Genomic DNA, 15,613 nt, shown 5'->3' on the forward strand with positions numbered 1-15,613 from the left:
TCGGGTGTGTGCCTCGGCCGCCGTACGCCGGTCCGCCTCGGCCCGCTTCAAGTCTGCCGCCGTGCGGGATCTCCGGGAAGCGGGCGCCCTCGGCGTTCGGCGGGTCCGGGCCTCAGCCCTTGCTGATCTCCCAGAAGCGGAAGACGGTCGAGGCGTCGAGGCAGTACTCCAGGCCGTAGACCTCCTCGCGGACGACCGCGTACTGCTTGGCCTGCCAGACCGGCAGCAGCGGGACCTCCTCGGCGACCATGTCCTGCAGCTCGCCGTACTCGTCGTCGGTGGCGGCGCGGTCGATCTGCGCGGCGGTGCGCGGGATGAGCGTGCCGGTGATCGTGTCGTTGCTGTAGTTGTTCTCCAGCACGTTGCCCTGGCCGAAGAACGGGGCGGTGAAGTTGTCGGCGTCCGGGTAGTCGGGCACCCAGCCCTTGACGTACACGCCGTACTTGCCGTCCGCGATGTCCTGCTCGTACTGGTCGAAGGCCACGGACTTGACGTCGGCGGCGAACAGTCCGCTGGCGTTCAGCTGGGCCGCTATGGTCTGCAGCTCCTCGTCGGTGGCGGGGCCGTAGCGGGACGGGGTGGACCACAGGGTGATCTTCACCTTGTCGGTGATGCCGTCGGCGCGCAGCGCGGCCTCGGCCCTGTCCTTGGAGGGCCGGGCGCCGTAGGTGTCGAAGAAGGCCGTGTTGTGGCCCGCGATACCCGCCGGGATGATCGAGTACAGCGGGGTCGCGGTGCCCTGGTAGACGTCCTCGATGAGGGCGTCGCGGTCGATCAGGTGGGCGATGGCCTGGCGGACGCCGAGCTTCCCGGCGACCGGGTCGTCCATGTTGAAGACCAGGTGCTGGACCTCGGCGCTGCTGCCCTCGATGATCTTGACGCCGGAGTCGGAGTCGGCCTGCTCGACGTCGGCGATGTCGGTGGCGCTCAGGCCTCGGTAGGCGATGTCGACGTCCTTGGACTGCAGCGCCTTCTTGAGCGCGGCGCGGTCGCCGTGGAAGAACTTCATGGTGACGCCGGAGTTCTGCACCTCGGCGGTGCCCTGGTAGTTCTCGTTGACCGAGAAGACGGCCTCGTTCTCGGTGAACGAGTCGAGCTTGTACGGGCCCGAGCCGACCGCCTTGCCGTCCGTGCGCAACGTGCCGGCGTCGTACTCGCGGTGGTTGACGATGGAGCCGGCGCCCGAGGCGATCTTGCTCGGGAAGGTGGCGTCGGCGACCTTCAGGTCGAAGACGACGGTCTTCTCGTCCGGCGTCTCGACCTGGTCGAGCATCGGGAACATGATGGCCGGGCCGGCCTCGTCGTCGACCTTCAGCATGCGGTCGAAGGAGAACTTGACGTCCTTCGAGGTGAGCGGGTCACCGTTGCTGAACTTCAGGCCCTCCTTCAGGGTGCACGTGTAGACCTTCGTCGAACCGTCCGTGAAGTTGCACGCCTGGGCCAGCTCCGGCTGCGGCTCGGTGCCGCCCTTGGGGAAGCTGAGCAGGGACTGGAAGACGTTGTTGAACAACAGCCAGGAGCCCGGGTCGTAACCGGACGCGGGGTCGGTGGCGAGGACGTCGTCCGACATCCCCACGACCACGGTGGAGCCGTTCTCCCCGGAGTCACCGGACTCGGAACCGCATCCGGTCAGCAGGCCGGAGGCCAGACCGGCCACGATCGGCAGGACCGGCCACTGGTTGCGTATGTTCACGTGCGTGCCTTACGTCGTTCTTGAAGTACCCGGGCGCCTTCCGGCACCCGGTCGTGCCCGGAAGGCGTCAGCCGCTCACACCACGGCCGAGCTCCCACAGCTGGAGGGTGGCGGAGGCGTTGAGCGCGTAGGCGACGCCGGTGACGTCGTCACGCGCCGCCACGTACTGCTTGCCCTGCCACAGGGGCAGCAGGGGCACGTCCTCGGCAACGATGTCCTGGATCCTGTTCAGGCTGTCGGCGGCTGCCAGACGGTCGGCCTCGCGCCGGGAGTCCGGGATCAGGGTGTTGCGGATCTCGTTGTTCGCGTACGGCAACTTGAGGAAGTTGTCCTTGTCCAGGAACGGGGCGACGTAGCTGTCGGGGTCCGGGAAGTCGGGGAACCAGCCCATCCCGAAGACGTCGTACTCGCCGTTGCGTTCGGCGGGGACGAAGGTGTCCCAGGGGGCGCCCTCGATACCGACCTGGAACAGTCCGCTGCCGTTGAGCTGCCTGCGCAGCTCCTCGAACTCCTTTTTGGTAGCGGCGCCGTAGTGGTCGGTCGTGTAGTGCAGGGTCAGCTTCACCGGCGTCTCGACGCCGGCGTCGTCGAGCAGGCCCTTGGCCTTGGCGACGCTGGGGTCGCCGTACTTGTTGAAGAAGGCGTTGGAGTGCCCGGTGATGGAGGCCGGGACCAGCGAGTACAGCGGATCGGCCTGGGAGCCGTAGACCGCGGAGATGAGTTCGTCGCGGTTGAGGAGCTGTGCCATGGCCTGGCGTACGGCCTTGCTCTTCACCGTCGGGGCCTCGGTGTTGAAGGCCAGATAGCGGATCTCCAGGCCGGGCATCTCGACCAGGTCGACATCGCCGTCGGCGACCGCCAGCTTGTCGATCTGCTCGGGCGTCATGGAGCGGGTCATGACGTCGATGTCACCGCCTTCGAGGGCGGCGCCCATGGCGTCGGCGTCCTCATACGAGACCATGTCGACCTCGTCGTTCTGCACCTTCAACGCGCCCTTGTAGTTCGGGTTCCTGGTGAACACCGATCTGACCAGCTCGCCGTCCTTCTCCTCGCCCTTGAGCACGTAGGGGCCGGAGCCGTCGACCTGGAAGCCCTCGCGCAGTTTGTTCTTCTCGTAGTTGTCGGGGTTCACGATGCCCGCGACCGGGGTCGACAGCTTGTACGGGAAGGTGGCGTCGGCGGTCTTGAGGTGGAAGATGACCTCTTGGTCGCCCTTGGTCTCGACGGTGTCGATGGTGGACAGCAGGGCGAAGACACCACTGTCCGCCTTGATGGCAAGGGCCCGGTCGATGGAGAACTTCACATCGGCCGCGGTGATGGCGTCACCGTTGGAGAACTTGAGGTCGGCGCGCAGCTTGCAGGCGTAGCGCTCGTTGCCGGAGTCGGTGAACCCGCAGCTCTCGGCGGCCTCCGGGACAGGGGCGCCCTCGCCGCGCGGCTGGACCATCAGCGTCTGCACGGTCTGACGGAGCACGTTCCAGGTGCCCACGTCGTACGCGTACGCCGGGTCGAGCGGTGCGGGGGCGTCCTTGGAGGCGATGAACCGGTCGGTGGTGCCCACGACGATCGAGCCACCACCGTCGCTGCCGCCGTCGGACCCGCCGCACGCGGCAAGCGCGGGAGCAAGCAGTCCGACCACGGCCGGCAGCACCAAGGTCTTGCGGTTCATGCTCGGGATTCTCCACAGCTGTCAGGTCCGTGTACCCGGCATGCAGGGGTGTCGCAGCCGATCACGGGGATGGGGTGAGGTTCTCGCGATGAGATTAGTGCGCCCTCGTGACGGGGCTCGTGGCCACCGGAGTTGGGCGTCCATCACGCTGCGAAACCGGGCGCGGACGCACCGAAAACCCGACAGGGGAAGGATTCGTGCAGCATCCCATGAATCAGGACACAAAGGCGGGGCAACCGACCCGTTATGGGATGCGGCTGCACATACGCGCCACGCTGTCGACCCCCGCCGAAGTGGGGAACGTCACACTTTCAATTGGGAGCGGGCCCACCGTAATTCGGCCATCCACACCCATCGGATTTCCAGCGATGGAATTGCCGTGGGACCGGAGCACGGCGCGTGAACTCCCACGCATGCGCGTCATCAGTTCAGCAGGCCGCGCAGAAATGCCAGGTCGACCTCTTCGAGCGAACGCACCACGGTGCGCCGCGCCGCCGGGGCGATCGGCGCCACCGAGGGGACGGCCACCACATGGCAGCCCGCCGCCTCGGCCGCGGCCACGCCGGTCGCGGTGTCCTCGACGACCGCGCATCTGGCCGGATCCGCGCCGAGCCCGGCGGCGGCGAACAGGTACGGGTCCGGGTGCGGCTTGGTACGCGCGACCTCGTCGCCGGCCACCGTCAGGGCGAAGTACTCGGTCCCGAGGATGCCCAGGACGCGGTCGATGATGCGCCGGTGGGAGGCCGAGACCAGGGCCGTCGGGATCTCGTGCACGGCGAGCTCGCCCAGCAGCCGCGCGGCGCCCGGCATCAGCGGCAGCGCCCGGTCGATCCGGTCCTCGAACCCCTGGTTGAGCAGCACGGTGAGCTCGGCGAGGGTGATGTCGGCGCCGGTCGCCTCGATCAGGAACCCCGCGCTGCGGGTCATCGGGCCGCCGACCACGACATGGCGCCAGGAGTCGTCGAGGGTGTGACCGAGGCCGGCGAAGACCTCGCACTCCACGTCCCACCAGAAACCCTCGGTGTCCACCAGGGTGCCGTCCATGTCGAGGAGCACGGCCTGCAGCGCGGAGCCTTCGGCCGTACGGGTGCCGATAGCGGGGACGGTCGTCGTCATCCGGCGTACCTCCTGGAGGGACGAGCAGGCCGGTTCCCGGGTAGGGAACCGGCCTACTGTGGACCGACCAGTGTACGACTATTCCGATCAGCGCGCGGTGTGGAGGGTCACAGGCGTGGTGCACCGGGTCACCGTGCGTTGAAGTACTTCGCCTCCGGGTGGTGGATCACGATGGCGTCGGTGGACTGCTCCGGGTGCAGCTGGAACTCCTCCGAGAGCCGCACGCCGATCCGCTCCGGCTCCAGCAGGTCGGCGATCTTCGCCCGGTCCTCCAGGTCGGGGCAGGCGCCGTAGCCCAGCGAGAAGCGGGCGCCGCGGTACTTCAGCGCGAACATGTCCTCGATGTCGGCCGGGTCCTCGCCCGCGTAGCCGAGTTCTGCGCGCACGCGCGCGTGCCAGTACTCGGCGAGCGCCTCGGCCAACTGCACGGACAGGCCGTGCAGTTCCAGGTAGTCGCGGTAGGAGTCCGACGCGAACAGCCGGGCGGTCTCCTCGCCGATCCGCGAGCCGACCGTGACGACCTGGAGGCCGACGACGTCCGTCTCGCCGGCTTCCTCCGGGCGGAAGAAGTCGGCCAGGCACAGCCGGCGGCCGCGGCGCTGGCGCGGGAAGGTGAAGCGGGTTCGCTCGTTGCCGGCGTCGTCGAGGATGATCAGGTCGTCGTCCTTGGAGACACAGGGGAAGTAGCCGTAGACGACGGCCGCCTCCAGCAGGTTCTCCGTCTGGAGCCGGTCCAGCAGCCCGCGCAGCCGGGGCCGGCCCTCGGTCTCGACCAGTTCCTCGTACGACGGTCCCTCACCGGTGCGGGCCTGCTTCAGGCCCCACTGGCCCTTGAACAGCGCGCCCTCGTCCAGCCAGGACGCGTACTCCTTGAGCTGGATGCCCTTGATGACCCGGGTGCCCCAGAACGGCGGCTTCGGGATCGGGGTGTCGGTGGCGACGTCGGAGCGCACATGCCCCTCCTCCGGGCGCTCCTCGACCTCGACGGTGGCCGCCCGCACCCGGCGCTGCTTGAGCTCCGGCAGCTTCGCGCCCGGCACACCCCGCTTGACGCCGATCAGCGCGTCCATCAGGCGCAAGCCCTCGAAGGCGTCGCGGGCGTAGCGGACCTCGCCCTCGTAGATCTCGTACAGGTCCTGCTCCACGTAGGCCCGGGTGAGCGCGGCGCCGCCGAGGATGACCGGGTAGCCGGCCGCCAGGCCCCGGGCGTTGAGCTCCTCCAGGTTCTCCTTCATGATCACCGTGGACTTCACCAGGAGGCCGGACATGCCGATGACGTCGGCCCGGTGCTCCTCGGCGGCTTCGAGGATCGCGGAGACCGGCTGCTTGATGCCCAGGTTGACGACGTTGTAGCCGTTGTTGGACAGGATGATGTCGACCAGGTTCTTGCCGATGTCGTGCACGTCGCCGCGCACGGTGGCCAGCACGATGGTGCCCTTGCCGTCGTCGTCGGTCTTCTCCATGTGCGGCTCCAGGTAGGCCACCGCGGTCTTCATCACCTCGGCGGACTGGAGCACGAACGGCAGCTGCATCTGGCCGGAGCCGAACAGCTCGCCGACGACCTTCATGCCCTCCAGGAGGGTGTCGTTGACGATGTCCAGGGCGGGACGGTCCTGGAGGGCCGCGTCGAGGTCCTGCTCCAGGCCGTTGCGCTCGCCGTCGATGATGCGCCGCCGCAGGCGCTCCTCCAGCGGCAGGGCGGCCAGTTCCTCGGCCTTGCCGGCCTTCAGCGACTTCGCCGTGGCGCCCTCGAACAGCTCCATCAGCTTCTGCAGCGGGTCGTAGCCCTCGCGGCGCCGGTCGTAGATCAGATCGAGGGCGGTGTTCACCTGCTCGTCGTCGAAGCGCGCGATCGGCAGGATCTTCGACGCGTGCACGATCGCCGAGTCCAGGCCCGCCTTGACGCACTCGTCGAGGAAGACGGAGTTGAGCAGGATGCGGGCGGCCGGGTTGAGGCCGAAGGAGATGTTCGACAGGCCCAGCGTGGTCTGCACGGCGGGGTGGAGGCGCTTCAGCTCGCGGATCGCCTCGATGGTGGCGATGCCGTCCTTCCGGGACTCCTCCTGGCCGGTGCAGATCGTGAAGGTGAGGCAGTCGATGAGGATGTCCTCCTCGCGGATGCCCCAGTTGCCGGTCAGATCGCCGATGATCCGTTCGGCGATCTCGACCTTCTTCTCGACCGTGCGGGCCTGGCCCTCCTCGTCGATGGTGAGGGCGATCAGCGCGGCGCCGTGCTCCTGGGCCAGCCCGGTGACCTTGGCGAACCGGGACTCGGGGCCGTCGCCGTCCTCGTAGTTGACGGAGTTGATCACCGCGCGGCCGCCGAGCTTCTCCAGCCCGGCCCGGATGACCTCGACCTCGGTGGAGTCGAGGACGATCGGCAGGGTGGAGGCGGTGGCGAAGCGGCCGGCCAGTTCCTCCATGTCGGCGACGCCGTCCCTGCCGACGTAGTCCACGCACAGGTCGAGCATGTGCGCGCCCTCGCGGATCTGCTCGCGGGCCATCTCCACGCAGTCGTCCCAGCGGGCGGCCAGCATGGCCTCGCGGAACTTCTTCGAGCCGTTGGCGTTGGTGCGCTCGCCGATGGCCAGGTACGAGGTGTCCTGGCGGAACGGCACCGACTGGTAGAGGGAGGCGGCGCCCGGCTCGGGGCGCGGGGCGCGCTCGCCCGGGGTGAGGTCGCGGACCCGCTCGACGACCTGGCGCAGGTGCTCAGGCGTCGTACCGCAGCAGCCGCCGACCAGGGAGAGGCCGTAGTCGCGGACGAAGTTCTCCTGGGCGTCGGCCAGCTCCGGGGCGGTCAGCGGGTAGTGGGCGCCGGAGGAGGTCAGCACGGGCAGGCCGGCGTTCGGCATGCACGACAGGCGGACGCGGGAGTGGCGGGCGAGGAAGCGCAGGTGCTCGCTCATCTCGGCCGGGCCGGTCGCGCAGTTCAGGCCGATCATGTCGATGCCGAGCGGCTCCAGCGCGGTCAGCGCGGCACCGATCTCGGAGCCGAGCAGCATGGTGCCGGTGGTCTCGACGGTCACCGAGACGATCAGCGGTACGTCGTACCCGGCCGTCTCCATCGCCCGGCGGGCGGCGACGACGGAGGCCTTGGTCTGGAGCAGGTCCTGGGTGGTCTCCACGAGCAGCGCGTCGGCGCCGCCCGCGAGCAGGCCCTCGGCGTTCTGCTGGTAGGCGTCGCGGATCGCGGCGAAGGTGGTGTGGCCGAGGGTGGGCAGCTTGGTGCCGGGGCCCATCGAGCCGAGCACCCAGCGCGGCTGCCCGGTGCGCCGCGCGTAGTCGTCGGCCGTCTCGCGGGCGATGCGCGCGCCGGCCTCGGACAGCTCGACGATCCGGTCGGCGATGTCGTACTCGCCCAGGGCCGAGAGGTTCGCGCCGAAGGTGTTGGTCTCGACGCAGTCGACTCCCGCGTCGAAGTACTCGGCGTGCACCGAGCGGACGATGTCCGGGCGGGTGACGTTCAGCACCTCGTTGCAGCCTTCGAGGTTCTGGAAGTCCTCCAGCGTGGGGTCCTGCGCCTGGAGCATGGTGCCCATCGCTCCGTCGGCCACCACCACACGGGTGGCGAGTGCCTCACGGAGGGCGGACGCGCGGGTCCGGCTGTCGGTGACGGGGGACTGCGGCGACGAGGCCATGTAAGGGGCTCCCTGGAATGCGACGGCTGTCGGCTTTGCGCTTTCCCCGGATGCTCCGGCGGAACGTCCAGCGGAGGGGCGCACGCGGCCAGGGTAGCCGGGACCGGGGGCCTAGGGTCAGGGGCGTCCACGAGACGGACCGGCGTGGCGCACAGGCCACTCCCCGGGGACGCCGGACACGACAGCTGTCGAGCGCCCATTGGCGGGAGGTCGGCATGGACCGGTAGTGTTCGGCATTGCCGAACGGTAGACATTGCCGTACGGCAACAGCGACGTCGCGGTTCGACGGTCGAAGGGGACGGAGGCAGGACGGCGATGGCACGGAACATCCAGTCGCTCGAACGGGCGGCCGCGATGCTGCGCCTTCTCGCGGGCGGTGAGCGACGGCTGGGCCTGTCGGACATCGCCTCGGCGCTGGGTCTCGCCAAGGGCACCGCCCACGGCATCCTGCGCACCCTCCAGCAGGAGGGGTTCGTCGAGCAGGACGGCGCCTCCGGGCGCTACCAGCTGGGCGCCGAGCTGCTGCGCCTGGGCACCACCTACCTCGACGTGCACGAACTGCGCGCGCGTGCCCTGGTGTGGACGGACGACCTCGCCCGGTCCAGCGGCGAGAGCGTCTACCTGGGGGTGCTGCACCAGCAGGGCGTGCTGATCGTGCACCACGTCTTCCGGCCCGACGACAGCCGCCAGGTGCTGGAGATCGGCGCCATGCAGCCACTGCACTCCACGGCCCTGGGCAAGGTCCTGTCGGCCTACGACCCGGTCGCGCACAGCGAGGCCCTGGAGTCGGACCGCAAGGCCTTCACGGACCGCACGGTGTGCGACCTGAGCGCCTTCGAGCACGTCCTGGACCTCACCCGCGCGCGCGGGTACGCCGCGGACGTCGAGGAGACCTGGGAAGGCGTCGCGTCCGTCGCCGCGCCCATCCACGACCGGCGGCGCATGCCAGTCGGCGCGGTCGGCATCACCGGTGCGGTGGAGCGGCTGGGCCGGGACGGGGAGCTGCGGTCCGAGCTGATCGCCGCCGTGCGGGACTGCGCCCGCGCGGTGTCGCGCGATCTGGGCGCCGGCCGGTTCTGAACCGCCCGCAGGGCCCTGAACAGCACATACGCAATATCGCGCGGGAGAGACCGGGATGCCGTGGGGCGTTCCGGCTGCCGGTCTGCCCAAAACGGAACATATTGGTCATAGATCGGCCTACCGGGCCGATGGGTCAATAACTCAACACAACCCACCACCATCGCGCTTTCGGCAAGAGACCTCTTGACTGCGCGTAACGCCGAGGCAAGACTCCCGTCCATCGGTCGGCATTGTCGAACACCTACCGGCAATACGCGCTAGAGTGTGATGACGCCAAGGGCCGACGGACCCCGGAAGGGACGCGGGGTTCTCCCCCTGGACAGGACAAAGGAGTCGCGGGTGTCCAGCTCCGACATCTTCATCGGCGAGACCATAGGTACCGCCATACTCATCCTCCTCGGCGGAGGCGTCGTCGCCGCCGTGGTGCTCAAGGCCTCCAAGGCCCGGAACGCCGGCTGGCTCGCGATCACCTTCGGGTGGGGTTTCGCGGTGATGACGGCCGTCTACATCTCGGCGCCGCTCTCCGGCGCCCACCTCAATCCGGCCGTCACCCTCGGCCTGGCGATCGCGAACGACGACTGGACCAACGTGCCCGTGTACTGGGGCGGTCAGTTGCTCGGCGCCATGATCGGCGCGGTCCTGGTCTGGGTCGCCTACTACGGCCAGTTCCACGCGCACCTCACCGACAGCGAGATCGTCGGCGCCGCGGACGCCCAGGCGAAGGACGCCAAGGCGGTCGAGGCGCGGGAGAAGGGCGCCGGCCCGGTGCTCGGCATCTTCTCCACCGGACCCGAGGTCCGGAACGTGGCGATGAACCTCGCCACCGAGATCATCGGTACGTTCGTGCTGGTCATCGCCATCCTCACACAGGGCCTGAACGACAACGGCAACGGTCTCGGCACCCTGGGCGGCCTGCTCGTCGCCCTCGTCGTGGTCGGCATCGGCCTCTCGCTCGGTGGCCCGACCGGTTACGCCATCAACCCGGCCCGTGACCTCGGCCCGCGCATCGTGCACGCCCTGCTCCCCCTGCCCAACAAGGGCGGTTCCGACTGGAGCTACGCCTGGATCCCGGTGGTCGGCCCGCTGATCGGCGGCGCGGCGGCCGCCGGACTCTACAACCTCGCGTTCGTCTAGAGCGGGTTCGTCCAGAGCGGCCACGGCCGCTCTCGCAACCGCAGGAACCACGCCGTGCACAGCCCAGACATACGGAACCCCAGGAGCACACAGTGACCGACGCCCACACGGCCGGCCCCTTCATCGCAGCCATCGACCAGGGCACGACCTCCAGCCGCTGCATCGTCTTCGACCGGGACGGCCGGATCGTCTCCGTCGACCAGAAGGAACACGAGCAGATCTTCCCGAAGCCCGGCTGGGTCGAGCACAACGCCGGCGAGATCTGGACCAACGTCCAGGAGGTCGTCGCCGGAGCCATCGAGAAGGCCGGCATCACCCGCGACGACATCAAGGCCATCGGCATCACCAACCAGCGCGAGACCACCGTGCTGTGGGACAGGAACACCGGTGAGCCCGTCCACAACGCCATCGTCTGGCAGGACACCCGCACCGACGCCTTGTGCCGGGAGCTCGGCCGCAACGTCGGCCAGGACCGCTTCCGCCGCGAGACGGGCCTCCCCCTCGCCTCCTACTTCGCCGGTCCCAAGGCCCGCTGGCTGCTCGACAACGTCGAGGGCCTCAAGGAGCGCGCCGAGGCGGGCGACATCCTCTTCGGCACCATGGACACCTGGGTCATCTGGAACCTGACCGGCGGTGTCAACGGCGGTCATCACGTCACCGACGTCACCAACGCCTCGCGCACCCTCCTCATGAACCTGCACACCATGCAGTGGGACGAGAAGATCGCCGAGTCCATCGGTGTGCCGCTGGCGATGCTGCCGGAGATCCGTTCCTCCGCCGAGGTGTACGGCGAGATCACCGGCGGCAAGCTGGGCGACCTGCTCGGCGGCATCCCGGTCGCCTCCGCGCTGGGCGACCAGCAGGCGGCCCTGTTCGGCCAGACCTGCTTCTCCGAGGGCGAGACCAAGTCGACGTACGGCACCGGCACCTTCATGGTGATGAACACCGGTGACAAGATCATCAACTCCTACAGCGGGCTGCTGACCACCGTCGGCTACCAGATCGGCGACCAGAAGCCGGTCTACGCCCTGGAGGGCTCGATCGCCGTCACCGGTGCGCTGGTGCAGTGGATGCGGGACCAGATGGGCCTGATCTCCACCGCCGCCGAGATCGAGACGCTCGCGCTGTCCGTCGAGGACAACGGCGGCGCCTACTTCGTGCCCGCCTTCTCCGGTCTGTTCGCCCCGTACTGGCGCTCCGACGCCCGCGGTGTGATCGCCGGCCTGACCCGGTACGTCACCAAGGCGCACCTCGCCCGCGCCGTGCTGGAGGCCACCGCCTGGCAGACGCGGGAGATCGCCGATGCCATGACGAAGGACTCCGGCGTGGAGCTGACGGCCCTCAAGGTCGACGGCGGCATGACGTCCAACAACCTGCTGATGCAGATGCTCTCGGACTTCCTGGACGCTCCCGTGGTGCGTCCGATGGTCGCGGAGACCACCTGCCTCGGTGCCGCCTACGCCGCCGGTCTCGCCGTCGGCTTCTGGAACAGCACCGACGACCTGCGCGCCAACTGGCGCCGGGCCGCCGAGTGGACCCCCCGCATGGACGCGGCCGACCGCGACCGTGAGTACAAGAGCTGGCTCAAGGCCGTGGAACGGACCATGGGCTGGCTCGAAGACGACGAGAGCTGATTCGACGAGCGCCGACGCGCAGTCGGCCGACGAGGAGTAAGAACCCCACATGACCAGCCAGTCCACCCTGCAGTCCGTGCCTGCCCTGGGCACGCACCCGGCCTCCGGCTCGAACCCGAGCCGCGCCGAGACCCGGGAGCAGCTCTCCAAGGCGTCGTACGACCTTCTCGTGATCGGCGGCGGCATCCTGGGCATCTCCACCGCCTGGCACGCCGCGCAGTCCGGCCTCAGGGTGGCCCTGGTCGACGCCGGCGACTTCGCCGGAGCCACTTCCTCCGCATCCTCCAAGCTGCTCCACGGCGGTCTGCGCTACCTGCAGACCGGCGCGGTGAAGCTGGTGGCCGAGAACCACTTCGAGCGCCGTGCGGTCTCCCGCCAGGTGGCCCCCCACCTGGCGAACCCGCTGACCTTCTACCTCCCCGTGTACAAGGGCGGCCCGCACGGCGCCGCGAAGCTCGGCGCCGGTGTCTTCGCCTACTCGATGCTCTCCGCCTTCGGCGACGGCGTGGGCCATCTGCTCTCCCCCGCCAAGGCCCAGGCAGACGTGCCCGAGCTGCGCACCGAGAACCTCAAGGCCGTGGCCGTGTACGGCGACGACCAGATGAACGACGCCCGGATGGCCCTGATGGCGGTCCGCGCGGCCGTCGAGTCGGGCGCGGTCGTCCTCAACCACGCCGAGGTCACCGGCCTGCGCTTCACCCAGGGCCGGGTGACCGGCGCCGAGTTGCGGGACCGGCTGTCCGGCGACGAGTTCGGCGTCGACGCCCGCCTGGTACTGAACGCGACCGGCCCCTGGGTCGACCACCTGCGCCGTATGGAGAACCCTCATGCCGCCCCGTCGATCCGCCTGTCGAAGGGCGCGCATCTGGTCCTGAAGCGCACCGCCCCCTGGAAGGCCGCGCTCGCCACCCCGATCGACAAGTACCGCATCACCTTCGCCCTCCCCTGGGAGGACATGCTGCTGCTCGGCACCACCGACGAGATGTACGACGGCGACCCGGCGGACGTCGCGGTCAACGAGCAGGACATATCGCAGATCCTGGACGAGGCCGCGTTCTCCATCCGCGACCAGCAGCTCGACCGGGACCTCATCACCTACGCCTTCGCGGGTCTGCGGGTGCTGCCGGGCGGCCCCGGCGACACCGCCAAGGCCAAGCGCGAGACGGTGGTCACCGAGGGACGCGGGGGGATGCTGTCCGTCGCGGGCGGCAAGTGGACGACCTTCCGCCACATCGGCCGCACGATCATGAAGAAGCTGGAGTCGCTGCCCGGTCACCCGCTGGGCGAGGACTTCGAGCCGATCTCCTCGCTGCCGAAGAAGCTGCCGCTGCCGGGTGTCGCCAACCCGCGCGCGGTCGCCCACCGGCTGCTGGTCGACGGCCCGGCGCCCGGCCCGCGGATGGCGGCGGACACCGCCAAGCACCTGGCCACGCACTACGGTTCGCTGGCCTTCGACATCGCCCGCATCGCCAACGACGACCCCGAGCTCGCCCGGCGCGTGCACCCGGAGGCCCCGGAGATCTGGGCGCAGGTCGTCTGGGCCCGCGACCACGAGTGGGCCGAGACCGCGGACGACGTGCTGCGCCGCCGCACGACCCTGACGATCCGCGGCCTGGCCACGGACGACGTTCGCGCGAAGGTCCAGGACCTGCTCGACAAGAAGTAGCCGGTACGGCCGAGAGGGGCGGCTCCACGCCGACGGAGCCGCCCCTCTCCGTGCCCGTGGTCCGGACGGCGCAGCGGGCCGTCGCTCCTGGTGAGGCCGCATAATGTGCGAAGACCTCGGAGGTCTGGGCGACAGGGAGGCCGACCATGGCAGTGACGGACGAGGCGATCGAAAAGATCAAGGGCATGATCGTCTCCGGCGCGCTGCGGCCCGGCGACCGGCTGCCCAAGGAGAGCGAACTCGCCGCCGACCTTGGCCTGTCCCGCAACTCGCTGCGGGAGGCCGTACGCGCGCTGTCGCTGATCCGGATCCTGGACGTACGCCAGGGTGACGGCACGTACGTCACCAGCCTGGATCCCCAACTGCTGCTGGAGGCGCTGAGCTTCGTCGTCGACTTCCACCGCGACGACACCGTGCTGGAGTTCCTGGCCGTGCGCCGCATCCTGGAGCCGGCCGCGACAGCGCTGGCGGCCGCACGCATCGGCGAGCGGGAACTGGACGCGCTCTCCGCCCAGTTGGAGGCGCTGGGCGCGCAGCCCTCGGTCGAGGAACTCGTCGCCTGCGACCTGGAGTTCCACCGCAGCATCGTGCAGGCGTCGGGCAACTCGGTGCTGTGCTCGCTGCTCGACGGCCTGTCCGGGCCGACCACCCGGGCCCGGATCTGGCGTGGCCTGACCCAGCGGGACGCGGTCAGCCGCACCCTGCACGAGCACCGGGCGATCCTCGCCGCGCTGCGCGACCGGGACGCGGAGGCGGCCCGCTCCTGGGCCACGGTGCACATCGCGAGCGTGGAGCAGTGGCTGCGCAGTTCGCTGTGAACAAGCGTGTACGAATGGGGGACAGCTCGGATGAATCGCGGGGTGTCCGGGGCGGGCGAACGGGGCAGTGATCCGTTCACTCCCCCGTGCAAGGGGGCTGCGGGCGCCCCCGCCGCACGCCGTAAGGTTGGGACGTCAGGCGAGGGCACGTCGGAAGGAGGCGCTGGGTGATCGAGCTCGAGGGGGTTCCCGAGCTGATCGACCCGGTCATGGTGGCCGCGTTCGAGGGCTGGAACGATGCCGGCGACGCCGCCTCCACCGCGGTCGCGCATCTGGACAGGGAGTGGAAGGGCGAGGTGTTCGCGGCGCTGGACGCCGAGGACTACTACGACTTCCAGGTGAACCGGCCCACGGTGTGGATGGACGCCGGCGTACGCAAGATCACCTGGCCGACGACCAGGTTGTCGGTGGTCCGGGTCGGCGGCGACAAGCCGCGCGACCTGGTCCTGGTCCGCGGCATCGAACCGTCCATGCGGTGGCGCTCGTTCTGCAACGAGCTGCTCGGCTTCGCGCACGAGCTGGGCGTGGAGCTGGTGGTCATCCTGGGCGCCCTGCTCGGTGACACCCCGCACACGCGCCCGGTCCCGATCAGCGGGACCACGTCCGACTCGGACCTGGCGCAGCGCATGGATCTGGAGGAGACCAAGTACGAGGGCCCGACGGGCATCGTCGGCGTCCTGCAGGAGGCGTGCACGCACGCGGGCGTACCGGCGGTGTCGCTCTGGGCGGCCGTGCCGCACTACGTCTCGCAGCCTCCCAACCCGAAAGCCACCCTCGCCCTGCTCAACCGCCTGGAGGACCTGATCGACGTACGCATCCCGCTGGGCGAGCTGCCCGAGGACGCGCGCGCCTGGCAGGTGGGGGTGGACCAGCTGGCCGCGGAGGACAGCGAGGTCGCGGAGTACGTGCAGACGCTGGAGGAGGCCCGCGACACCGCGGAGCTGCCGGAGGCGTCGGGCGAGGCGATCGCCCGTGAGTTCGAGCGGTATCTGCGGCGCCGGGACGGCGGCGGCACCCCGCCCGGCGGGCACGCCACGGACGGCGGTGACGGCCCTCCGTTCCTGCGGGACAAACGGCCGCCGAAGCCGAGCAACGAGGACGACGACTCGTCCGAGCAGTGAGCACGACCTTGGGCCGCTTCCTCCACCGGGTGGAAGCGGCC

At 69.7% G+C, this 15,613-nt stretch carries 10 protein-coding genes; 6 read left to right on the plus strand and 4 right to left on the minus strand.

From position 1 onward, the window contains the following. Window positions 1–112: 112 nt before the first annotated feature. The 4 genes from AB0O67_RS31505 to metH all read right to left on the minus strand — a co-directional run bounded on the left by AB0O67_RS31505 (window position 113) and on the right by metH (window position 8,119). On the minus strand, window positions 113–1,693 hold the full coding sequence (locus AB0O67_RS31505; RefSeq protein ID WP_365457493.1) for an ABC transporter substrate-binding protein: 1,581 nt from the start codon (window positions 1,691–1,693) through the stop codon (window positions 113–115). Between the two features lie 67 nt (window positions 1,694–1,760). After that, window positions 1,761–3,362: an ABC transporter substrate-binding protein gene (locus tag AB0O67_RS31510; RefSeq protein ID WP_365457496.1), complete on the minus strand. Its 1,602-nt coding sequence runs from the start codon at window positions 3,360–3,362 to the stop codon at window positions 1,761–1,763. Window positions 3,363–3,785: 423 nt separating this feature from the next. Then, window positions 3,786–4,478 carry an HAD family phosphatase gene (locus AB0O67_RS31515; RefSeq protein WP_365457499.1) on the minus strand — a complete coding sequence of 231 codons (693 nt, stop codon included), beginning with the start codon at window positions 4,476–4,478 and terminating at the stop codon, window positions 3,786–3,788. A gap of 128 nt (window positions 4,479–4,606) precedes the next feature. Continuing rightward, window positions 4,607–8,119, minus strand: a complete 3,513-nt coding sequence (gene metH / locus AB0O67_RS31520) for a methionine synthase (protein WP_365457502.1) — start codon at window positions 8,117–8,119, stop codon at window positions 4,607–4,609. A gap of 315 nt (window positions 8,120–8,434) precedes the next feature. Between metH and AB0O67_RS31525 the strand changes: the two genes are divergently transcribed. From AB0O67_RS31525 to AB0O67_RS31550, 6 genes are all read left to right on the plus strand, one after another. Beyond that, a complete protein-coding gene (locus tag AB0O67_RS31525) occupies window positions 8,435–9,199 on the plus strand; it encodes an IclR family transcriptional regulator (protein ID WP_365457505.1) in 765 nt (254 codons plus the stop codon). A 339-nt stretch (window positions 9,200–9,538) separates the two neighbouring features. After that, a complete protein-coding gene (locus AB0O67_RS31530; protein ID WP_365457508.1) occupies window positions 9,539–10,333 on the plus strand; it encodes an MIP/aquaporin family protein in 795 nt (264 codons plus the stop codon). Between the two features lie 92 nt (window positions 10,334–10,425). After that, entirely contained in the window at window positions 10,426–11,967 is a 1,542-nt protein-coding gene (glpK, locus tag AB0O67_RS31535) for a glycerol kinase GlpK (protein ID WP_365457511.1), read from the plus strand. 49 nt (window positions 11,968–12,016) lie between these two features. Continuing rightward, window positions 12,017–13,633, plus strand: coding sequence for a glycerol-3-phosphate dehydrogenase/oxidase (locus tag AB0O67_RS31540; RefSeq protein ID WP_365457514.1), 1,617 nt, complete (start codon window positions 12,017–12,019; stop codon window positions 13,631–13,633). Between the two features lie 146 nt (window positions 13,634–13,779). Continuing rightward, a complete protein-coding gene (locus tag AB0O67_RS31545; RefSeq protein ID WP_365457517.1) occupies window positions 13,780–14,451 on the plus strand; it encodes a FadR/GntR family transcriptional regulator in 672 nt (223 codons plus the stop codon). Window positions 14,452–14,618: 167 nt separating this feature from the next. Continuing rightward, window positions 14,619–15,572 carry a PAC2 family protein gene (locus AB0O67_RS31550; protein ID WP_365457520.1) on the plus strand — a complete coding sequence of 318 codons (954 nt, stop codon included), beginning with the start codon at window positions 14,619–14,621 and terminating at the stop codon, window positions 15,570–15,572. The last annotated feature ends 41 nt before the right edge of the window (window positions 15,573–15,613 follow it).

Origin of the sequence: Streptomyces sp. NPDC086077, assembly GCF_040686175.1 — a bacterium.
Classification (GTDB): domain Bacteria; phylum Actinomycetota; class Actinomycetes; order Streptomycetales; family Streptomycetaceae; genus Streptomyces.

Bases quoted from the DNA above. Each gene is read 5' to 3' on its own strand.
- AB0O67_RS31510 (WP_365457496.1), bottom strand. From the start codon at position 3,362: ATGAACCGCAAGACCTTGGTGCTGCCGGCCGTGGTCGGACTGCTTGCT.
- AB0O67_RS31515 (WP_365457499.1), bottom strand. From the start codon at position 4,478: ATGACGACGACCGTCCCCGCTATCGGCACCCGTACGGCCGAAGGCTCC.
- metH (WP_365457502.1), bottom strand. From the start codon at position 8,119: ATGGCCTCGTCGCCGCAGTCCCCCGTCACCGACAGCCGGACCCGCGCG.
- AB0O67_RS31525 (WP_365457505.1), top strand. From the start codon at position 8,435: ATGGCACGGAACATCCAGTCGCTCGAACGGGCGGCCGCGATGCTGCGC.
- AB0O67_RS31540 (WP_365457514.1), top strand. From the start codon at position 12,017: ATGACCAGCCAGTCCACCCTGCAGTCCGTGCCTGCCCTGGGCACGCAC.
- AB0O67_RS31545 (WP_365457517.1), top strand. From the start codon at position 13,780: ATGGCAGTGACGGACGAGGCGATCGAAAAGATCAAGGGCATGATCGTC.